Source organism: Streptomyces caelestis (assembly GCF_014205255.1).
Taxonomy (GTDB): domain Bacteria; phylum Actinomycetota; class Actinomycetes; order Streptomycetales; family Streptomycetaceae; genus Streptomyces; species Streptomyces caelestis.
Genome location: NZ_JACHNE010000001.1, coordinates 8,820,075 through 8,839,461, shown reverse-complemented (window position 1 = coordinate 8,839,461; position 19,387 = coordinate 8,820,075). Strand labels below are relative to the sequence as shown.

The 19,387-nt window shown below is 68.2% G+C and carries 22 protein-coding genes and 5 pseudogenes; 12 read left to right on the top strand and 15 right to left on the bottom strand.

The genetic code is table 11. The features are described from left to right. Nucleotides 1-236: 236 nt before the first annotated feature. Nucleotides 237-383: a hypothetical protein gene (locus HDA41_RS40060; RefSeq protein WP_184992909.1), complete on the top strand. Its 147-nt coding sequence runs from the start codon at nucleotides 237-239 to the stop codon at nucleotides 381-383. Nucleotides 384-655: 272 nt separating this feature from the next. After that, nucleotides 656-1,396 (top strand): class I SAM-dependent DNA methyltransferase, encoded by a 741-nt coding sequence (locus HDA41_RS40055; RefSeq protein ID WP_184994139.1) that lies wholly within the window; start codon nucleotides 656-658, stop codon nucleotides 1,394-1,396. Nucleotides 1,397-1,666: 270 nt separating this feature from the next. Here HDA41_RS40055 and HDA41_RS40050 read toward each other — a convergent pair whose 3' ends face one another. From HDA41_RS40050 to HDA41_RS40030, 5 genes are all read right to left on the bottom strand, one after another. Continuing rightward, nucleotides 1,667-2,038, bottom strand: a complete 372-nt coding sequence (locus HDA41_RS40050; RefSeq protein ID WP_184992907.1) for a fic family toxin-antitoxin system, toxin component — start codon at nucleotides 2,036-2,038, stop codon at nucleotides 1,667-1,669. Continuing rightward, entirely contained in the window at nucleotides 2,035-2,292 is a 258-nt protein-coding gene (locus HDA41_RS40045) for a hypothetical protein (RefSeq protein WP_230299887.1), read from the bottom strand. The genes HDA41_RS40050 and HDA41_RS40045 overlap by 4 nt, the downstream gene beginning before the upstream one ends. A 329-nt stretch (nucleotides 2,293-2,621) precedes the next feature. Then, nucleotides 2,622-3,554 (bottom strand): oxidoreductase, encoded by a 933-nt coding sequence (locus tag HDA41_RS40040; RefSeq protein ID WP_184992905.1) that lies wholly within the window; start codon nucleotides 3,552-3,554, stop codon nucleotides 2,622-2,624. Then, the gene (locus HDA41_RS40035; protein ID WP_184992903.1) at nucleotides 3,551-4,156 is read right to left on the bottom strand and encodes a TetR/AcrR family transcriptional regulator; all 606 of its coding nucleotides are present in this window, start codon (nucleotides 4,154-4,156) and stop codon (nucleotides 3,551-3,553) included. The genes HDA41_RS40040 and HDA41_RS40035 overlap by 4 nt, the downstream gene beginning before the upstream one ends. Continuing rightward, entirely contained in the window at nucleotides 4,156-4,593 is a 438-nt protein-coding gene (locus HDA41_RS40030) for an ester cyclase (protein ID WP_184992901.1), read from the bottom strand. The genes HDA41_RS40035 and HDA41_RS40030 overlap by 1 nt, the downstream gene beginning before the upstream one ends. Before the next feature lie 358 nt (nucleotides 4,594-4,951). Here HDA41_RS40030 and HDA41_RS40025 point away from each other — a divergent pair, with 358 nt between their 5' ends. The 3 genes and pseudogenes from HDA41_RS40025 to HDA41_RS42120 all read left to right on the top strand — a co-directional run bounded on the left by HDA41_RS40025 (nucleotide 4,952) and on the right by HDA41_RS42120 (nucleotide 6,714). Then, nucleotides 4,952-5,272: an antibiotic biosynthesis monooxygenase family protein gene (locus HDA41_RS40025; RefSeq protein WP_184992899.1), complete on the top strand. Its 321-nt coding sequence runs from the start codon at nucleotides 4,952-4,954 to the stop codon at nucleotides 5,270-5,272. Nucleotides 5,273-5,318: 46 nt separating this feature from the next. Beyond that, nucleotides 5,319-5,912 (top strand): annotated as a pseudogene (locus HDA41_RS42125) (helix-turn-helix domain-containing protein); the annotation flags it as partial. Between the two features lie 142 nt (nucleotides 5,913-6,054). Further along, a complete protein-coding gene (locus tag HDA41_RS42120) occupies nucleotides 6,055-6,714 on the top strand; it encodes a hypothetical protein (RefSeq protein WP_260423398.1) in 660 nt (219 codons plus the stop codon). Here HDA41_RS42120 and HDA41_RS40005 read toward each other — a convergent pair. After that, complete coding sequence (locus tag HDA41_RS40005; protein ID WP_184992897.1) at nucleotides 6,669-7,556, bottom strand: NmrA family NAD(P)-binding protein; 888 nt, start codon at nucleotides 7,554-7,556, stop codon at nucleotides 6,669-6,671. The genes HDA41_RS42120 and HDA41_RS40005 overlap by 46 nt on opposite strands. Between HDA41_RS40005 and HDA41_RS43045 the strand changes: the two genes are divergently transcribed. After that, nucleotides 7,555-7,977, top strand: coding sequence for a MerR family transcriptional regulator (locus tag HDA41_RS43045; protein ID WP_230299865.1), 423 nt, complete (start codon nucleotides 7,555-7,557; stop codon nucleotides 7,975-7,977). The genes HDA41_RS40005 and HDA41_RS43045 overlap by 2 nt on opposite strands. Nucleotides 7,978-8,053: 76 nt before the next feature. Here the strand turns inward: HDA41_RS43045 and HDA41_RS39995 are convergent, their stop codons facing one another. The 3 genes and pseudogenes from HDA41_RS39995 to HDA41_RS39985 all read right to left on the bottom strand — a co-directional run. Beyond that, a complete protein-coding gene (locus HDA41_RS39995; protein WP_184992895.1) occupies nucleotides 8,054-8,335 on the bottom strand; it encodes a hypothetical protein in 282 nt (93 codons plus the stop codon). 1,392 nt (nucleotides 8,336-9,727) lie between these two features. Then, nucleotides 9,728-10,987 (bottom strand): MFS transporter, encoded by a 1,260-nt coding sequence (locus HDA41_RS39990; protein WP_184992893.1) that lies wholly within the window; start codon nucleotides 10,985-10,987, stop codon nucleotides 9,728-9,730. A 243-nt stretch (nucleotides 10,988-11,230) separates the two neighbouring features. After that, nucleotides 11,231-11,340, bottom strand: a pseudogene (locus HDA41_RS39985) (IS5/IS1182 family transposase); the annotation flags it as partial. 245 nt (nucleotides 11,341-11,585) lie between these two features. On the opposite strand from HDA41_RS39985, the gene HDA41_RS39980 reads away from it, so the two are divergent. Further along, a complete protein-coding gene (locus tag HDA41_RS39980; RefSeq protein WP_184992891.1) occupies nucleotides 11,586-11,894 on the top strand; it encodes a hypothetical protein in 309 nt (102 codons plus the stop codon). On the opposite strand, the pseudogene HDA41_RS42115 reads toward HDA41_RS39980, so the two are convergent. Further along, nucleotides 11,887-12,024 (bottom strand): annotated as a pseudogene (locus HDA41_RS42115) (IS5-like element IS4811 family transposase); the annotation flags it as partial. The gene HDA41_RS39980 and the pseudogene HDA41_RS42115 overlap by 8 nt on opposite strands. Before the next feature lie 224 nt (nucleotides 12,025-12,248). Between HDA41_RS42115 and HDA41_RS39975 the strand changes: the two are divergent. Continuing rightward, on the top strand, nucleotides 12,249-12,584 hold the full coding sequence (locus HDA41_RS39975; protein WP_184992889.1) for a hypothetical protein: 336 nt from the start codon (nucleotides 12,249-12,251) through the stop codon (nucleotides 12,582-12,584). A 189-nt stretch (nucleotides 12,585-12,773) separates the two neighbouring features. Here HDA41_RS39975 and HDA41_RS39970 read toward each other — a convergent pair whose 3' ends face one another. Continuing rightward, entirely contained in the window at nucleotides 12,774-13,352 is a 579-nt protein-coding gene (locus tag HDA41_RS39970) for a TetR/AcrR family transcriptional regulator (protein WP_184992887.1), read from the bottom strand. 90 nt (nucleotides 13,353-13,442) lie between these two features. Between HDA41_RS39970 and HDA41_RS39965 the strand changes: the two genes are divergently transcribed. Together HDA41_RS39965 and HDA41_RS39960 are read left to right on the top strand one after the other, a co-directional pair. Beyond that, nucleotides 13,443-13,889: an anthrone oxygenase family protein gene (locus HDA41_RS39965; protein WP_184992885.1), complete on the top strand. Its 447-nt coding sequence runs from the start codon at nucleotides 13,443-13,445 to the stop codon at nucleotides 13,887-13,889. A 345-nt stretch (nucleotides 13,890-14,234) separates the two neighbouring features. Beyond that, nucleotides 14,235-14,390 (top strand): DUF6131 family protein, encoded by a 156-nt coding sequence (locus HDA41_RS39960; RefSeq protein WP_086173352.1) that lies wholly within the window; start codon nucleotides 14,235-14,237, stop codon nucleotides 14,388-14,390. Here the strand turns inward: HDA41_RS39960 and HDA41_RS42535 are convergent. Next, nucleotides 14,341-14,649 (bottom strand): phosphatase PAP2 family protein, encoded by a 309-nt coding sequence (locus HDA41_RS42535; RefSeq protein ID WP_184992883.1) that lies wholly within the window; start codon nucleotides 14,647-14,649, stop codon nucleotides 14,341-14,343. The genes HDA41_RS39960 and HDA41_RS42535 overlap by 50 nt on opposite strands. A 308-nt stretch (nucleotides 14,650-14,957) precedes the next feature. On the opposite strand from HDA41_RS42535, the pseudogene HDA41_RS39950 reads away from it, so the two are divergent. Beyond that, nucleotides 14,958-15,897, top strand: a pseudogene (locus HDA41_RS39950) (TerC family protein); the annotation flags it as partial. 550 nt (nucleotides 15,898-16,447) lie between these two features. On the opposite strand, the pseudogene HDA41_RS39945 reads toward HDA41_RS39950, so the two are convergent. The 3 genes and pseudogenes from HDA41_RS39945 to HDA41_RS39935 all read right to left on the bottom strand — a co-directional run. Beyond that, nucleotides 16,448-17,062, bottom strand: a pseudogene (locus tag HDA41_RS39945) (IS5 family transposase); the annotation flags it as partial. A gap of 51 nt (nucleotides 17,063-17,113) precedes the next feature. Then, complete coding sequence (locus tag HDA41_RS39940; protein WP_184992879.1) at nucleotides 17,114-17,509, bottom strand: DUF4288 domain-containing protein; 396 nt, start codon at nucleotides 17,507-17,509, stop codon at nucleotides 17,114-17,116. 472 nt (nucleotides 17,510-17,981) lie between these two features. Continuing rightward, the gene (locus HDA41_RS39935) at nucleotides 17,982-18,278 is read right to left on the bottom strand and encodes a DUF1330 domain-containing protein (RefSeq protein WP_184992877.1); all 297 of its coding nucleotides are present in this window, start codon (nucleotides 18,276-18,278) and stop codon (nucleotides 17,982-17,984) included. 136 nt (nucleotides 18,279-18,414) lie between these two features. Between HDA41_RS39935 and HDA41_RS39930 the strand changes: the two genes are divergently transcribed. Continuing rightward, entirely contained in the window at nucleotides 18,415-19,368 is a 954-nt protein-coding gene (locus HDA41_RS39930) for an AraC family transcriptional regulator (protein WP_184992875.1), read from the top strand. Nucleotides 19,369-19,387: the final 19 nt, after the last annotated feature.

Here is a 19,387-nt window from a genome sequence, read left to right as displayed (position 1 = left end):
CTAAGACGGTGTCCTATGTGATCGAGAAGGCATCGGACGCGCCTGGAGAAAGCCGCTGGCGTGCCAAGGCCGATCGGCTGTGCGCCAACCGACGTGGTGACTGCTGCGCTCCCAGGCCGGAAGCCGCTACAGCAGCGTGAAGGTCCCCGGGAAGCCAAGGAGGGCGCCTTCGACAAGGAGATGCTGCGCATCCCACTCACCGGCCGGCAGCCGGCACCGCTCAGGGCACTCTTCCGATGGTGGCCAACACCCCCAGCGAGCGGGCGCTGTATCAGCGGGCATACAACGCGGCCTCCTCGGTGATTGATGGAGTCGATCTCTCGGCAGGGGACGGGGCCGCCGTGCCCGACATCGTGATCGGCACACGGATCAGCACGGAGTAGCCACGTTCAGCCCGTGATCCCGGGCCCGCGCCAGCGAGGGCGCGGGCCTCTGGTGCCGGCCAGTCACTCTTGTAGGAGTTCGGACGCCGCCACCGATGAATCCGAATGACGTCGCGCGTGGTGCTGGCCTAGCACCACTGCCGCGGCCTCGCGCCCCGAGCCGAACGGTGCCCTGAGAAGTCTGTACCGGCCTGCCGCGAGCTGTGCAGTCGGAACCGCTGGAAGATAAATACGTCGACAGCGCCCCTCGGTACTCGGCAAAGTGGCCGCCCGTGACGAGCAGTGAACTGTGGACCCGCGCGACCGCTGACCGCTATGACGCCGAAGAGACCGAAATGTCCTCGGCTGCGGTTCTCGAACCAACTCTCCACTTCCTCGCCGAGCTCGCCGGAGACGGCCGGGCGCTGGAGTTCGCCATCGGAACCGGACGAGTGGGCGTCCCGCTCCGAGAACGCGGCGTGCCGGTAGTGGGCATCGAACTGTCCGAGCACATGGCAGCCGTTTTGCGGCGCAAGATCGACGAGAGCGCCCTTCCGGTAGCCATCGGGAACATGGCTGCCACCGTGGTCCCCGGCGAGTTCACCCTGGTCTATCTCGTCTACAACACCATCACGAACCTGCTCACGCAGGACGAGCAGGTCGAGTGCTTCCGCAACGCCGCACGTCATCTGGAGCCCGGCGGCCGATTCGTCATCGAGCTGGGCGTGCCGCCGCTGCGGTTTCTGCCGCCCGGCCAGGTCGCTGTGCCGTTCGACGTCTCCGAGCAGCATCTCGGCTTCGACACCTTTGACCTGGTGGAGCAGATTCTCGTCTCGCACCACTTCACCCGCGACGGCGATGACGGCCGCTACCGTCGCGGCAGCTCCCGGCACCGGTACGCCTGGCCGGCGGAGCTCGACCTGATGGCACGGATCGCTGGGCTCGAGCTGGAACGTCGCATCGCGGACTGGGACGGGGCGCCGTTCACCCAGGACTCCGCGAAGCACATCTCCGTGTGGCGCAAGCCAACCTGAGGGCGGCCACCGGGCCGTCAATGTAAGCCGCATTTGTCCTGACACTCCTACCGGGAGTTCAGGCCTCGCCACCCTCACCCGCGACCTTGCACAGCTCCAGGCGCGGGCCGACCTCGGACTGGAGGGGGCGGCCGGTGTAGCCGTGTGGGCCCCTGCGTGAGGGTGTGGGCCCGGTCACGCAGTCGGCACGGACCCGCTGTGCTCCTGTTGTCGCCGCTCCTCCCCGGCTCACTCGCCTGTGTCAGAAGACGAGCACCGCCCGGTCTGGGATCAGGGTTTCCAGGTGCGCAGGTAGGAAGCGATGCGGGCGGTGGTGCAGCGGGGATTGTTCAGTTCGTGGGCGAGTGCGGCGAGCTGTTCGCGGGTGGGGTTGACCGGAATGTTGCTGGCCTCGAGATACATGACGGCGACGGCGCAGGCGACGGTGAGGTTGGAGCGTTCCAGCCAGCGGCAGCGGCCCAGGTTGTGTACGAGGGCGGCGGCGCGGGCGTAGGCGCCGTCGTAGACGGGTGTGTCGAGGAGTTCGCCGCGGTGGCGGGCGACGGCGGCGATGGGGACGCCGTAGTCGTCGGCGGCCGGGTCGCGCTGCCCGGCTCGCTCGGCCACCTCGAGGATCCAGGACTCGTCGACGTGCAGGATCACGCGGCGGCGCCGGGCTGCGGGTCGGCGTACGGGGCGTCGAGCTGCTGCTCCAGGTCGTCGAGGAACGCGCCGTGCTCATCGATGAGCCGCTGGGCGGCTGTCATGCCGGCGGCGCGGGCGCCGGTGGTGTCCTCGATGATGAGCCGCTCGACGTATTTGTTGAAGTCCAGCCGTCGGGCGGCCGCAGCGGCCTTGCCTGCGGCGAGCACGTCTTCCTCGAGCCGGACCTGGGTCTGCTTCTTCGTGGAAGTCACCTCTCGATGGTAGCAGGGTGGTAGCACCTGCGGTTGGTCACGGAACCGGCAGGCGGCAAATCCTTCCGGCAGAAACACACGCCAGGGACACCAGCGCCACCACTTCCGGTCGATGTCGATGTCGATGGAGTGTGTCTGTACGAGCAGTCCGTGCCCGACGAATTCCACTCCATGCCGGACGAGCAGACCCCCGCACCCCACGCCATCAATTGCAGGAGACGGTTCATGCCGCGCCCCCAGCGGTGCCGATGCACCAGCCAGCCAGCGCAGCCTGCACCCGCTCGGCCTCCTCCCGCAGCTGCGCGACCTAGGATGTCCGCCAAGTACTCTCAGCCGGGAAGCCCGTAGCGGACTCCAGTGAGCCGCTCGGAGAGGTCCCAGAGCCGACGGGCGGTGCCAAGGTTCTTCGCGGATTCCGCGGGCTGTACGAGCGTCGGGTAGCCCTTGGACTCGTTGCGTCCGTCGGGTCCGATGAACTGGCCGCTCTGGACTTGCGGTTGGACGGCGGCGTAGAGCTGGTTGAGGGCGCCCTTCTCGACGTCTTGGGCGATCAGCCGGTTGGTGACCTTCAGGATCGCGTTGAGTATCCCGGTCGGGCCCGTGGACTGCAGGTTCGTGGCCGAGTAGCCGGGGTGGGCGAGCAGGCTGCGTACCAGGCTGCCCTGGGAGCGCAGTCGCCGGCCCAGTTCCAGGCCGAAGAGAACGTTGGCGTACTTGGACTGGGCGTAGAACGCGCGGGGCGAGTAGGAGCGTTCGCCGTTCAGGTCGTCGAAGCGAATGGACCCGCTCTTGTGCAGCGTGGAGCTGACGGTCACCACCCGCGGATCCCGGCCGGCCATCAGTCGGTCGAGTAGCAGCCCGGTCAGTGCGAAGTGGCCGAGATGGTTGGTGCCGAACTGGGACTCGAATCCCTGTGCGGTCAGGGATCGGGGCGGCATCATGATCCCGGCATTGTTGATCAGCATGTCCACCGGGCTGTCGACCGTGTCGGCGAAGGCGCGGACCGAGTCGAGGTCGGCCAGGTCGAGCCGGCGCAGCTCGACCATGCTCCCGGGCTGTTCGTCACGGAGCATTTCCAGCGCCGCCCTGCCCTTGTCCGGATTCCTGGCCGTCAGTACCACGCGAGCTCCGCAGCGGGCGAGTTCGCGTGCGGTGACATAGCCCAGCCCGCTGTTGGCACCGGTGACGATCGCCGTGCGGCCGGTCTGGTCCGGAATGTCGTCAGCGGTCCACCGGTCGGCGAGGGCGGGTGCGGCGGTCATGACTCGGCTCCTTGAGGGTGCGGCGCGGTGCGGGTCAGATCGGCGACGCTTGCCGAGAGCAGGGCGTGCAGGTGTGCGCGCTCCGCGGGCAGCTTGCCGATCGCGTGCAGCGCGGCAAGTCCGTGCGCGGTGGCCCAGAGCCGGGCGATCCGGTCGTCGTAGGGGTCGCTGACCCCGAGAGTGCGGGCGATCACGGCGCCGACCGCAGCGCCCTCGTCCTCGGTCGCTGCGGCAGGCACCCGGACTCCCCCCAGGCCGTACATCACCTGGTAGAGATCCGGCTCGTCCAGTGCGAAGTCCAGGTAGGCCGCCGCAGTGGATTCCAGCGAACCACCCGCCGTGTCCATCGCGTCGGCAAGGCGGGCGAATCCGTCCCGGACGAACGCCAGCAGAATGTCGTCGCGGCCTTTGAAGTAGCGGTAGGCGAAGTTGGCGGAGTAGCCGATCCGATCGGCCAACCGCCTCATGCTCACCGCATCCCATCCCTCGGTGCGGGCCAGTTCGCGAGCGGCGGCGAGGATGGTGGCGCGGGCCTCGGCGCGTTCCCGGTCCCGGCGCTGCTGGGCTCGGGAACGCTCGGGCTGGTGTGCGGAGGTGGCCATCAGTGACCGTGTCCGCCGTCCTGGCCGCCGGGCACCTTCACCGGCGGGAGCAGGCCCAGCTGAGAGAAGAACTCGACGGCGTTCAGTTCATCCCAGTGCTCGACGGCCATGCCGTCGCGTACCCGCCAGATGTCCAGCGACCGCATCTCCACCTCGCGGCCAGTGGGCTCCTCGCCGAGCAGCGACCCGAGGTGGGTAGCGCGGTAGGTGAACCTGCCCGCCACCCGGTCCCCGGAGACCAGGACGTCCTCCAGGGTCACCCGGGTGTCCGGGAACGCCGCGAACCAGCGGGTCCAAAAGGCCCGGTTGGCCTCCCGGCCGTCCTCGACGTAGGGGTTGTGGTTGATGTAGCCCTCGGCGACGAACCCGTCCACGGCGTCGGGGTCGTGGCCATTCATCAGTGCCGCGAAAGCGTGCGCCACAGTCTGCTGGGTCATGGCTTCCTCTGAATCAGCAATCTTGGTTACACCGTACACGAAGAGTACGGTGTAACCAATGATGGGATGAGAGTTGGCAAGCAAGCCCATCGGGCCGCCAGGACCCGGGAGGCCCTGACTCTGGGGTTCGGCGCGCGATGGCGGGCGGAGCCGAGTGAACACTCGACGACTCACGCGCGGGAATCCTGGATGCGGCAAACGACCGTCTTGTGACACGCGGACCTTTGATCACGAACCCGCAGGCTTCCGTCTACGCGTTGCGCGCCAACGTGCCATGGCCTGGAAGAAACGCGGCCCCGATGATGTTGCCTCCTGCGACGGACACCGTGGTTCACCGGACCTGGAGGAGACACTGAGCATGACCGAGATCAGTACGGGTGGCGACCTGGTCACGTACATCAATGTCTTCACCGTCGCGCCAGAGAATCAGCAACGTCTCATCGAGCTGCTCCAGTACATGGCGCGGGAGGTCATGCCGAAGCAGCCTGGTTACGTGCAGGCCAATATTCACCGGGGCCTTGAGGGCAATCGAGTGGCCAACTACAACCAGTGGCGCTCGCAGGCAGATCTGGCGGCCGCGCGCGAGGACGCGGAGGTGCGGGCGTGCATGGAGCAGGTCTTGAGCATTGCGACGCTCGACCTCGTACCGTACGAGGTCGTGTCCGTACATCGGCGCTAGTGCTCTGACCGGGAAGGTTCGCCGGGTCGGCGGTTGGGTCGGTTGGTTGGATGGGGTGGTGACGTCCGTTCTGACCGCTGGAGGTGTGGGACTGCCGATCGTGTGCCGGGGCAGTACCGGCTCGGTGCGCTACCGGGCGGGCGATGATGCTGCTGGCGTCCGCCGGCGGGGACCGCGTCCCGGTGATCGCCCAGTTGGTCCAGGCCGACGAGGACACGGTGCGGGAGGTGATCCACCGGTTCAACGAGCTCGGCCTGGCCTGCCCGGGCCTCGATGGGCGGGAGGCCGTCCCGCCTGTTCGCCCCTGACGACGAGGACTTCGTCATCCAGACGGCCACCACTCGCCCCACCAGGCTCTCGTGACGACACCCTGTGGGGCGTCAACCGCCGCCGCAATGGCACCGCCGGCAGCCTGGCCGCGCTGAAGTCGATCCGCGCCGCCACGACCCGACGGCGCCCCGATCTACATCATCCTGGACAACCTCTCCGCCCACACCGGCACGGACATCCGCCGCTGGGCGAAGAAGAACAAGGTCGAACTGTGCCTCACCCCGAGCTACGCCTCCTGGGCCAACCCCATCGAGGCGCACTCGGCCCGCTGCGACAGCTCACCCTGGCCAACTCGAATCACCGCAGCCACCCCGCAGGCCCCTCTCCCCACCTCCGCACCTGCGCCTGCCTGGGCTCGCCGCGCCGCCCACGCCATCGCTCTGTGTGCCGTCCCGTCCGGCCTGTGGCGCATCACCATGGCGTCCGGTGTCCATGTGGGCTACAGCGACCAGGTGCTGCGCGACGTCTTCGACATCCCCGGCTGGGGCATCGCATACGTCGTCGGCCTCTCCGTCCTCACTGAGTCGGCCGCTCTGTTTCCGCTGCTGCTCGTCAGCGACCGGTGGAGGCCGCTGCACCCCAGGGTCCTCGCCCCGCTGGCCTGGACCGCCTCCGGCGTCCTGGTCCTGGTGGCACTGTGGCAACTCGTGGTCGCTTTCACCGCCGAGAGCCAGACGTACATGTCGAGCGGTACGGCACAGACCGTCTGGGGCTTCGCTTTCGCCCCGCTGTTCGCCATCCCGGCCTTGATGACCTCGGTGACCTGGTCGTACGCAAAGCGGCACCGGGCACGGGGAAAGGCATTGTCACGCCGCGCCGAGCCGGTCGGTGAGGCCGTGCAGCCGACCGGGTACTGGTGCAGCGGTCGCCTTCGCGGGATCCACGTTCGCCTCGAGCGCTGGCACACGATGAAGCTGTCGCCGACGGGCGGGCCGGCCGTGGAGGCGCTCGTGCGCATGCCCGCGGGGGAGCCCGCATCCCTGATCCTCCGCAGAACGGATATCCTCGGGCACTGTCCTTGCCTGCTGTGGTCATCACTTGGTGTGAAGCTGATCGACGGGACCGATCATGGCTGCCGTCCAAACTCGCCTCGGTTGTCGATGACCCACTGAGCAAAGGTGCCGGACGGCTGGCCGGTGAGAAGCTCGACATGATCTGTGATGAGGTCCGATTCGTGTCGTCGCACCGACGCCGCGATCAGCGCATCGACAAGCGGCTCCGGACGACCGTCCGCCAGCATTCGTGCGCGCGCGAGATCCGCTGGAACTGCTTCGAATCGCAAGTCTCGTCCGAGTTCGGCGCCAAGGATGTTGACCTGCTCAGCTCTGCTGAGAAGCTCGGGTCCGGTCAACAAGTAGGTGTCGCGAACGAACCCATTATGGTGCCCGAGCATGACCGCTACAGCCGCCGCAGCGACATCACGCTCGTCCACGACTGCTGTGCGCGCAATATTCGGGCCCCTCACCACGTCACCCGATCGCAACTGTGCCGACCAACCACGCGTGTTCGATGCCAGGGTGTCGCTGCGCATCACAGTGAGGCAAAGCTCCCCACTATGGAGCAACGCTTCCATATCAGCGTGCACCTGAACAATCGGATCGCTTTGGCGATCAGCGTCATCGTCGATGGCTGTCGAGGACAGGTAGACCAGGCGTGGTGCCGCCGCGGCGAGCTCCGTGATCAGCGGCTGAGCAGCGGCGCAGTCCAGCAGTGGCCAAACGAGAAAGACGGTGTCGACTCCGACGAGTGCTTCGCGAACGGAAGCGGGGTCTGTCAGGTCGCCAACCACCGACTCCACCCCTGGGTGCGACTCGACCTGGCGGCGATCGAGGCGCCGCACGGCCGCCCCGTGGGTTACGAGACGCGCGACGATCTCACGGCCGACGTTGCCTGTCGCGCCTGTTACCAGGACCGTTCCGGCACGAGCATCACCAAGACAAGGGAAATCATGCATGCTTGAGAAACTAGAGGTTCAGGTCGACCTGAAGGCAAGGGGCGAGCGTGAGGATGACGATCGGCGAGGCCGCCGCGCGACTCGGCGTCGACACACACGTCTTGCGCCACTGGGAGCAGGTCGGGGCACTCACCGTGGGGGAGATGCGAACGGCTACCGCGTCTATGATGACGATGCCTTGGAGCAGGCGCGAACCGTGCTGAAACTGCGGCGGGTTGGGCTCTCACTGCCCGAGGTCACCGCCGCGATGGCTCCGAAGAAATCAGAGGCACAGAGGGTCGTGAGAGCGAAGATCGCAGCGCTCGAAAACGAAGTCATCAGCAGGCAACAGGCGATCGTCTTCCTCCAACACACTGTCGAGTGCCGCTACCGATATCTCGACGAATGCCCAGACTGCGCGATCTTCGTCCGTCAGCCCTGACGAACTCGGTCCCCGATAGCGGAGATCGGCTGCAGGAGATCGAGGGCCGAGCGAGGCCGTGGGCGTCCCGGACGCGTTATGCGATTCCTGCTATCAGGGCCGTGGCGGAGAGGGCCAGCGCTCCGAGGCCGCCGATCGTCCCCGCGATCGTGGCATCCCGGTGGCCGGCCACACCACTCAAGTGGGTCCGTACGGCGAGGGTGCACACGGTCGCTTCGGCGGCGAGATCAGCCGGGCTGCCCAGCGCGGGGAAGGCGTCGCGGACGCGGGCGGCGGTGTCCGCCTGGAGCAGCGAGAAGGCGTAGAGCGTGGCGCCGTCGAAGCCGTCCGGAGCTTGCCCCCATCCCTCCCAGTCCAAGATCCGCAGAGGCCCAACGAGGCCAGCCCAGTGCGGGTCTGCATGGGCAGAGGTCCAGCAGGTCACGGCTGGGCCGGGATCCCGAGGAACTCGGGTGGCTCGGTCCATGTACTGCTGCCGTTTCGCCCAGTTGCACGAGCAGCAGCTCGATGGCCTGACGGCGGCGGTGGTCGGCCGGGTCCGTACCGACGTTTCACCTGGTCCACCATCAGCTCCATCCTGCGTGTCAGCGAAGACACCGCCCGCCGCCACTACACCGAGGGGTACATCCTGCGGCGCCTCGCGCGCTTCAACCGCTCCGAGGCGGTACTCACCTCACTCGCCAGCCTCTTCAACAGCACTGCCCCGCATGCCGCCGCATCTCCGGAGGAAGCCGCCGGCGGGGACATCGCGGGTGAGTCCCGCGACTCAGGAGGGGAAGGCCCCGATCAATCCGCCCCGATCGAACCATCCGGAGCGGCGTACAACCGTCTGGCACGGATCCTTTCGGTGCCGATCCGCACCGCTCAGCTCACTAACAGGGAGGTCAGCAGCCGCATCGGATGCTCCGCCTCCTACCTGTCGCGCATCTCTCCGGCGAACGCGTGCCAACCCTGGTCCCGCACACGGAAGTTCACCCAGACCTGCGGCGCCGACACGGAGGTTCCGCGGACCGTCTGGGAGTCCGAGAAACTCAGCGAGAAGTACCGCGAGACGCCGGTGAAGCCGGACAACCCTCCCATGCCCGCCGCCGAACGGCTCCGCGCCGCCGTGCACACCCTGCACCTGCGCGCGGGACGCCCAGCACCAAGCGACGTGGCGGTCGCCAGCTGCTGGCTGCTGGGCACCGGCGCCGTCGCCTCCACCCGCGAAGCCACGGCCCTGCCACACCGCGACGTCCTGGAGACATTCGTGCCGGTCCTCGGCGACGACATCGACCACTTCGGGCAGCTCCTGGACAACGCCCAGCGCGAGGCCGCCGGCGGAGCATTCCTTCAGCCCTCCCCCACCCCACTGGGCCAAGCACCACAGCGGAGTGGCTACGTGGGCCGACACGCCGTCTCGGCCCACAACGGCGTCGTAGAGCCATGGAGTCGCAGTCCCGCGATGCGACGTATGTGCGGGGCATGCCGCCCTACGCGTTGTTCCGGCAGCAGGCCGCCTGGAGATCGAACAGTCGTGTCATCCAGGTCGTGTCCTGCAGTGGAGGCGACCGGTCGGTTTTTAGCCTCGAACTTTCGTGACGACTGGTCACTACGACGCAGCGGAGGGTCCTGGACAGGATCTACCCGGCGCAACGTCACCGAGGTTCTGGAACTACTTGGGGCCACGCGCGTACACGCGGACGCACTCGACGACGACGCAGGGCTTGCACATCCTGACGAACCCCCGCCTACGACCGTCGCGGCGGACTCAGCCCGTTGTGCGCCGGATCGCTCTGCCCCGGGCGGGGTTCGCCCCTGGCTCCTCGGCCGACGACAACTCCCGGCGCCGGAAAGTACCCGCGGCCAGAGTCAGCGGGCCGATCAACAACACGAGCACCGCGACAGCGCCAAGCGCGACCGGCAGGCTGGTCAGCTCGGCGACGCCGCCCACCATCGGAGGCCCGAGCAAGAACCCGCTGTAGGCAATGGTTGTCGCAAACGCGACCTCGCGCTCACCACCGCCCCCATCGGCCCGTCGCCCGGCCGCGCCACTCAACTCCATGACGACGGGAGACGCGTACGCCAAACCGACACCAGCGACAGCGAAGCCGGCGAAGGTGAGCGCCGGCGACGGCGCCATGACCGCGGTGACCAGCCCCAGCCCACCGATCACCGCACCCCCGATGAGCATCCGTGGTGCGCCCCAACGACGCTGAATCGCCTCACCGCACAAGCGGGTGCCCGCCATGGTGATCGAGAAGCACGAGTAGATCAGGGCGCCGGTGGCCTCGCTGAGACCGCGCTCCTGCACACCGAACAGCGCCGACCAGTCCGCGGTCGCTCCTTCGGCTATCGAGGCACACAGTGCCACGCCGCCGAGCAGCCACAGCACCGGTCGCCTGAACGGTGCCCGCCCGGCGCGCCCGCTCTCTGCGGGCGCCCTCAGTAGTTCCTCAACAGGAATCCAGCGGGCGATGCCGACGGTGACGCTGCCGCAGATCACCGCGACGATGACAAAATGACGGCTCGGCGCCAGCCCTTGTCCGGCCGCGACCGCGGCGCCGACCGAACCGGCCAGCGTGCCGAAACTGAAGGCCGCGTGGAACAGCGGCATGATCGCCCGGCCGGTCCGCCGGGTCACTGTCACGCCGGACACGTTCATCGCCACGTCCATCACGCCGACCATTGCGCCGAGCACGATCAGCAGCAGGCCGAGCGTCGCGGGCGACCTCGCCAGTCCCAGAGCCGGAAGCATCGCGGACCCGGCAACGCCGGACACCGTCATCACAACGCGAGCGCCGAACGCCGCGCACAGCCGACCGGCGAGAATCGAAGCGGCGATCATACCTGCGCTGGCACCGAGCAGAGACAGCCCCAACGCACCCTCGTCCGCACCGATCTGCGCGGCCAGCGCCGGCACCCGAGGGGCCCACGAGCCAAGAAGCGCGCCGTTGAGAACGAACGCACCGAGTACCGCGATGATTCCCGGGCCCCGGCCGCCGGCTCGGTCCGGATGGGTACCGGTCATTGTCAACTCCGTCCCGGCCTCGTCTTCGTCAGGCTACGATCGGCCCGGCGCCGTGGCACACCTGCGGAGATCTGCGTGGATCACGCCGATGGAACCGAGAGTAGGTGCGCCGGAGCACCCGCCGGTCGCGATGGCAGGATTGCGCCAAGAGGATGGCTGGTTCACGCCAAGCGGGTGCGGTGTCAGCTAAGCGTTGTCCCACAAATGATCTACGCTATGCCAGTTGGCCAGCGCCGCTGCCTCTCATCCGGCCAGTGTGAGGTTGTGCAGGCGGGCGATGCCGAGCATGGCGTGGTGGACGCCGGCGCCTTTCAACCGGCAGTCGCGGAGGGCTTCCAGGTCTTCAGCCTGGAAACGGCCCTTGGAGGGGCGTACGGGCCTTCGTTTGCTTCGGTGCGGTGTCAGACGACCCAGGTCGCGGGCTCGCGACGGTCCGCGTCGTCAGCAGTTGGTCAGTTCCCCGCCGGTGCACTTCGGGTCGTAAATGGTGCCGCGCCTGGTGTGGCCGGATCCGCACTGGGTGCAGGAGCCGTCCGCGCCCGGGTCCAGGCCCCAGTAGTGCACCGCTGGTGGAAGACCCCTGTGGGAGGCGACCCACATGGTCTGGCAACGAGCTACTGCGTTGGGGGCTTCTGGCTCCGGACGCGAAGACCGGCGGCAAGAAGGCACCACTGAGGTCGATGGCCAGCAAGCGATCACGCTGACCAGGGAGCAGGCCGGGGTCACCGACAGGTGGCACGTCGCAACCGAAGGCCAGCCGTACATCCTGAAATCCAGCAGGAGTGGTGGCGCCCTGCCCGGCGAGACGACGCTGGACTACAACAAGCCGGTCGATGCCAAGGCGCCGCCCGCTGCCGACGTCGTCGATGTCAACAAGGGTCGGCGGGGCGGCCCTTGCGTCGGGTGAGCCTTCTGGTCATCAGCGTGATCGCAGCCCACGTGATCAGCGGTTCACTCATCTCCGGGAGGCGATTGTGGTCGCGGCAGTGCCGACGTGCCCGCATGATCCAGGACCAAGATCATTTCACTACCCACCTGGCCTTCATGTGGGCGTTGAGCTAGTCAGAGGCTGTTGCCTTTCCGATCACGAGCGGTGTCGGTCGAACGGGAGTCCCGATCGCTGCTGGGCGGGCGGGTATGAGAACAGGGCCTCTTGGGCTGGCGCTGCTCGCGATGCTCTTCCCGCTGGCGGTACCAGGTCGTTGCCGGAAGGGGCGGCCTGTACGCGCAGCAGACGGGCCAGCTCCCCGAACACGAAGAGGTGAAGAACGGCCTCCGCGCGCTCCACACCAGCACCGACGGCGGCCACACCTGGACCCGCCTGTGGACCTACCGCAGGGGCGTCGAGCCGCTCTCCTCGCTCGGCGACGTCGTCGCGGCCGACGACGGCAGCCTCACGGTGTACGGAGAGAGGGGAGTATGGCGCAGCACCGGCCGCGCCAGGACGTTCCAGCGGGCCGGCGACTCGCAACGCGCGGCGGGGTCCGTCACCAGCACCCCGATCGGCTGGCTGTGGGCCGACAGCTACGGCAACGGGCACTACCGGATATCCACTGACGGAATCCACTGGCAGGAGTTCACCGTGGGCTCCGACTGAGCACCGTCTGGGCGCTTATCGGGTCTTGATCAATGAGCATCGCAGCTTGCGGGGCGGGTGCCCGTCTGTGGGCCGGGGGCCCGGCGATCTGCGGCTGCGCCGTGTGGGCGCGAGTAACCGGAAGCGATGCCGCCGGCAGGCAGTGGCGGGGCCCGAGGGCCCCGGCTGCGTGCCTGCCGAGATGGTGTGTCAGACCATGGCCAGCCGGTCTACCAGCAGCTCCACCCTCGACTCGGTGTCCTCCGGCGGCAGCCGTCCCGCTCGGGTCAGAGTGGCCAGCCCGTGCAGGGCCGCCCAGAACACCTCGGTGAACAGCCCCGGGTGGACGCCGTCCCCGGCGACCTCGCCGAGGCTCTCCAGCAGGGCGGCGAAGGCGTCCTGCAGAGGCTCCGGGGTGTCCTCGTCCGCGAACGCCAGGCCGCCGTCGAGCTGGAACATGGCGTCGTAGACCGCCGGGTTGCATTCGGCGAAGTCGAGATAGGCGCGGGCCAGCGCGGCGACCCGGGCGCGCGGGCCGTCCGCGGCGCGGGTCGCGGCTCTCAGCATCGCGGCCATCTCGGCGGCGCCTTCGAGGGCGACGGCGCCGATGATCTCCCGCTTGCCGCGGAAGTGGCTGTAGAGGACGGGCTGGCTGTACTCGATGCGTTCGGCGAGCCGGCGAGTCGTGACCGCGTCCCAGCCCTGCTGCTCGGCGAGTTGGCGGGCCGTCGCCACGATGAGGCGTTCGCGGACCGCCCGTTCGCGCTCCTTGCGTTCCTGTACCGACATGACTCGATCCTAGCATTGCTAGATAATCGAGCGGCAGCAGTACTAGCGTTGCCTCGTCACCTAGCAATGCTAGAAAACCGGAGGGACATCATGCTCACCGCACTTGAGGTCTTCACCATCGTGGTCGTCGGCGTGATGGTGGGGGTGGAGTTCTCCGTCGCCTTCGTCATCAACCCGATCCTCAACGCACTCCCCGGCGACAGCGGCCAACTCGGCCGCGCCCACGGGGGCCGGATGCTCGGCGCCGTGATGCCGGTCTGGTACATCACCTCGCTCATTCTCGTCGCGGTCTGGGCCATCGCCGGATGGCACCACCACGGCACCGGCCTCGTCGTCACCGCCGGCGCGCTGTTGATCTTCAGCGTGATCATGTCGATCCTGCTGCTCGTCCCGATCAACAACCGGGGCAAGACGTGGACCCCTGACAACCGGCCCGCCGACTGGAAGCAGCAGATGAACCGCTGGGACCGCCTCCACTACGTCCGCGTCGCCGTCATCATCGCCGCCTTCGCCCTGCTGGTCGTCGCCCACGTCTGACCCCGCGGGCCGACACCGCGCACGCGGCGCACGACCCCACTCCCCGGCGGCAGCGGGCCACCGAAATCCCGACATCCGGGAATGCAGCTGCCGCGAGGCGCCTGGGTGGGACGTCACCGCACCCCTGGCCACACCCGTCCGGGCGCCCCGAAGGTTCGCAGGACAGGCCATTGCCGGAACCCAGGGCAGGCCACCACCAGGCTCTTGATGCCAACCGCAGCCGCGCTGGATGCGCAGGAGCTGGCCGTGTCGCACCACGCAGCGAGCTCAGAAGACACCGGGGCTTCCCTAAAGCCGCGCCGAGGTCCACAGTGAAAGCAGCACTACTGCGGAATGGAGGCGGTCATGCTCCTGCTCGGCATCATTCTGCTGGTTGTCGGCTTCGTTACCGGCATATCGATCCTGTGGACGATCGGGATCATCCTCGCGGTCATCGGCGCCATCCTGTGGATCATGGGATCCATGGGACACGCAGTCGCCGGCCGCCGACACTACTGGTGACCTGCCTCCACGCCCGGCACCGAACCGACGTCCCCGCGTAGCTGGTCCAGCGGCGCGGGATCAGGCGCGGGACGTGCCGGGTAAGCCAGGCACTGGCCAGGCCGATCGTCGCGCCAGTGGCGACATCGCTGGGATGGTGTGCGCCGGATTGCACGCGTTCGATGGCCACGATGACTGCGGGCACCGCGCAGGCCGCGGCGGCCGTGGAGGCGGCCGCCGCGGTTCGCCCGGAGGGGAACGGGGAGGAGTCGGGGCGCACACCGGAGGGACCTCAGGTGTGCGCAGCACCGGCAGCGCACCGGTGACCGGCAGTGTGTCACTCCCCCAGGGCCGATCCGTCCTTGCGGGGCGCTGTCGGTCACGCCGGCCGGATGTTCTCCGCCTGCGGTCCCTGCTGGCCCTGCGTGACGTCGAACTCGACCCGTAGCGCACGCGCGCCATCCCCTGCCTCGTGAGGATCGTGCCTCCGGCCGGCCTCACCCGCTCCGCGTGCCTCCGGGAGCGCAATGCCGGACACTCCTGTATAGGGCCGGCGTACTCGCGCGGGCCATAGTGAGGGTGTTCGGCGTGCTTGAGGTCCCGCTCTGGCTGTGGGGGGCGTTCGCCGCGACGGTGGTCGTGTCGCTGGCGGTGGACCTGCTGTCCCACCGCACCGCGCACGTCATCGGCTTCAAGGAGGCCGCCGCCTGGAGCGGCCTGTGGGTGAGCCTCGCCCTGATCTTCGGCGCGGTCGTCTTCCTCGTCCTCGGCACCACGGCGGGCACCGAGTACACGACGGCGTGGCTGCTGGAGAAGAGCCTGTCGGTCGACAACCTGTTCGTCTTCGCCGTGATCTTCGCGTACTTCAAGGTGCCCCGCGCCTACCAGCACCGCGTGCTGTTCTTCGGCGTCATCGGCGCGCTCGTCTTCCGCGGGATCTTCCTCTCTCTCGGCGTGGCCGTGGTCAGCCGCTTCACCGCGGTGCTGTTCGCCTTCGCCGCGATCCTCTTCTACAGCACCTACAAGCTCCTCAAGGACGAGGAGGAGAGCTTCGACCCGGGCAAGAGCTTCGCCGTACGGATGCTCCGCAAGCTCATCCCGGTGCGGGACGAGTACGCCGGGGCGAAGTTCTTCGTCAAGGAAGCCGGCATACGGATGGCGACCCCGCTGCTCGCGGTGGTCGCCGCCATCGAGGCCGCCGACCTGATCTTCGCCGTCGACAGCGTGCCCGCCGTCCTCGCGGTCAGCGACGACGCCTTCATCGTCTACACCAGCAACGCCTTCGCCATCCTCGGCCTGCGAGCCCTCTACTTCATGCTCGCCGGCCTGCTGGACCGCTTCCATTACCTGAACAAGGGACTGGCGGTCATCCTCGCCTTCATCGGGGTCAAGCTCATCCTCCAGGCATCCCACAAGCTGATCAGCCCGAGCATCCCGGAAATCCCCTCACCCATCAGTCTCGCGATCATTGTCGTCGTCCTGACAGGTTCAGTGGTGCTCAGCCTCAAAAGGCCCGCCCCGATAGGCGTTCTGGAACAGGCCGACGAACAGAATGCCTCCGCGGCCACCGAGCAGTCCGAGACGCCCAGCGCACTGCCCGTGACGGATGCCCCTGAGCCTCCAGCCGGTGTACCGGGCGGGGACGGTGGAGCCCGCCCGCGCTCGGGTCGGCGAAGAGGCAGGGCACTTCCCGACGCGGCAGAACGGTCATATAGTAAAAAAATGGTCAAAATAAAGCGCAAGTCAGCAGCATTCGTATGCCCGACGTGCAAGAAATCCGTGCCAGCCGCAGTCCACCGCCACAAGAGCCTCGGCGTCTTCGTTCCCGTGTGGGGCCCGGGCCCATGTCAGAACCGCGAATGTCCCGACTACCGGCTGGACCCCAACCGAAAGCGCTCTTCGCCCCGGTAACGAAACCGGCGGCGCGGCGAGGACTGACGGCCTGGACCGGCGGGGGTTCCCTGCCCGTCACAACAGGCATCCCGCCGGATCCCCGCCGGGATCATCGGCCAGCACGATAGGTCGCCGCCCGGCGGTTCACTACAGCAAACCACCAGGCGACCGAAGCCGGCGGCAAGCGGATGAGCGAGGGTGGCCTTGATCCCGCGCCGCCGCAGGTAGGCGCGGTTGTCCGGCTGGAGTACACCTTGTCGCCGCGCACCCGGTCCGGCCGGCTACCCGGGCGGCCCGTGCCGCGGCGCCGGATACGTAAGCCGTCCAGCACCGGGGCGAACACCGGGCTGCCACCCCGCTGACCGGGCGAGGTCAGCCAGCGCAGCGGGCGGGCTCGGTCGTCGGAGAGTAGATGGACTTTGCTGGTCAGCCCGCCGCGGGAGCGTCCGAGCACGTGATCGGCGGGCTCGCCGGAGCGGGCCGCCCCCTTTTGAGTGCTCCGGCAGCGTGCTGGTGAGCCCGGACGACGGTGGAGTCCACCGACACCGCCCAGTCGATGTCGCATCGGCGTCCGCCGCCGCCAGGACGGCGGCGAAGATCATCTCCCAGGTGCCGTCCACGGCCCATCTGATCAGCCGCTTGTGAGCGCTCTGGAAAGAGCCGAGCTCGTCGGGCAGGTCCCGCCAGGGCGAGTTGGTGCGGTACTTCCACGCGATGGCCTCAAGAGTGCGGCGGTGGTCGGCCCACCGCCGCCCGCGGACCGGATCCGCCGGCATCAACGGCTCGATCCGGTCCCACATCGCATCGGTGATCACTATCGGACAGAGACATCCGATCAACTGACCAACCCGTCAAAGAGACACGCGTGAGGCGCCGTCGCTGTCGCGAGCGAGCAGTGGCTCCACCCGTTCGTACGCCGCCCAGTCACGAAAGTGACGCGTGTACAGGTCGGCGTCACGACCGAGATCGGTGTCCTCGGCCTCCTTCACGTCGACGATCGCCCGGAGCTGCCAGGTGACCGTCTCCTGCCGGTCGTTCACGTAGCTCGTTTCCGCCTGGCGCGCCCGTCGTTCGACCCGCTCTCTGGCGGACCGCTCGTCGGTCGCGTGCACCAGGACGATGTTCTCCTGGTACAGGGGCTGCTCCTCTTCCCCGGCCGCGGCCGGGGAAGAGGTGGTCGCCTCCATCACCACCAGGGCGATGTAGGGCTGCGAGGCCGGCTGGTCGGCGCCGGTTCGGTCGGTCACCCTCGCTCCTGCCCGCTCGTCGGTCCACGCGCCGAACGCTCTCCGCTACTTGTCGAAGCGGCGGTCGTTCAGCAGCTTCCGCCTTCACATCATCCCGGTCGCCGGCCTGCTTCTCGGGCCAGGCCCGGACACCCGTGGACAGGCTGGTCGTTCGCCACTGGATGGGGCACCAGACAGACGCGGGACGTCACGCTCGTGCGTCCCGAGCGGCAGTGTCAGCTACCGACGAACAAGTCCGGCAGCTGTGCGGGCATTGGTGAACACAGGACGCAAGCCACTCGCCGAAGCCCTCGGCTTCTTCCTTCCGGGCGAGCTGTCCCGCGAACGCGAGAGGTGGACACTGGCCTCCAAGATGTCGCGGCTGCCGCAGCACTGGGCCCCTTCCGGGCGAGCCGCTAGACAACTCGGACGAGGCAGTTGGGGACAGCCGCGTGAGTCACAACCACACGTAGCCAGCCGGCGGGCCGCGACGTCAGGATGCGTCGGGGCTCTGGCCCCCGACGACCTTGACCGCTGAGTACTTGCGCCGCATTTCCTTCAGGGGCTGGTACTCCGGCGCGTCCCAGAACTCCTGCAGGTCGGCCTTGGAAGGGAACTCGTGGATGACCAGGGTCGAGGGCGTCCAGTCGCCTTCGAGGACCACGGCGTCCTCATCGATCAGCAGATTGCGGGCGCCGGCCCGCTCAATGAGCGGAGTCACACCGTCGATGTACTGCTGGAATCCGGCCGGGTCGGTGACGTTGAGGTCGATGACGACGTATGCGGGCATGATTGGGTTTCCTCCGTCGGGATCGGGATCCGGTGAACTCGACCGTACGGAGGAACAACTGGTCCTTTCCATGCGTGAGATGGGCCAGAACATACGCCATCGTCCCGCCGGCGAGGCGGACAGGTAGAGTCGGCTCATGGACGTCGTCAGCGATGTGATCGCCACGATGAGGGGCGGCCGTCCCAAGTTCACCCACTCCTACCGCGACGGGGAGTGGGGCAACCGCTTCGGCCCCTACCCGGGGGCCGGCTTCCACATCGTGCTGCGCGGCGGTTGCTGGTTGCTGCCCTCGGACGGCGACGCGATCCGGCTGAGCGCAGGCGACGTCGTCTTCCTCCCCCACGGAGCCATGCACGGCATGGGCAGCGATCCGGGCGTGATGCCGGCCCTCCTGCCGCCCGACCCGGTCCCGGAACGCGCGGACCTGTCGGGAGCGCACAGCTCCAGGACCGACCAGGCTATGAGCGGCACCGTCCTGCTGTGCGGTGCCTACCGGCTCGACCGGGGGCAGGTGCACCCCTTCCTGCACGCCCTTCCTCAGGTGATCCACATACCCGCGCGACCGGGCATGAATCCCGCGCTGCGGGCCACTGTCGATCTCCTCGGCGCGGACCTGGCGGACGCCGGCCCAGGAACGGACGCCGCCCTACCCGCCCTCCTGGATCTGCTGTTGGTGTACGTCCTTCGCGCGTGGCTGCGTGAGGAAACTTCCCGCAACCCGACCGCCGGCTGGTGCGCCGCTCTGACCGATCCGGCAGTGGCCGCGGCTCTCAACCACATCCACCGCCGCACCGGGTACCCGTGGACGGTGCAAAAACTTGCCCATCACGTCGGCATGTCGAGGACGGCATTCGCGAGGCGGTTCACCCGGACGGTGGGGCAGGCGCCGATGGCGTACATGACGTGGTGGCGGCTGAGCACCGCGGCGCGGATGCTGCGCGACGGTGACGACCCGTTGGCCACGGTGGCCCAACAGATCGGCTACACCTCGGAGTTCGCCTTCGCCAACGCCTTCAAGCGCGCCTACGGTGTCGCTCCCGGCCGCTACCGGCGCGCGCAACGCGAGCCGCAACCCACCGGCGCAGGTTGAGGCCGGGCCCAAGCGGCCT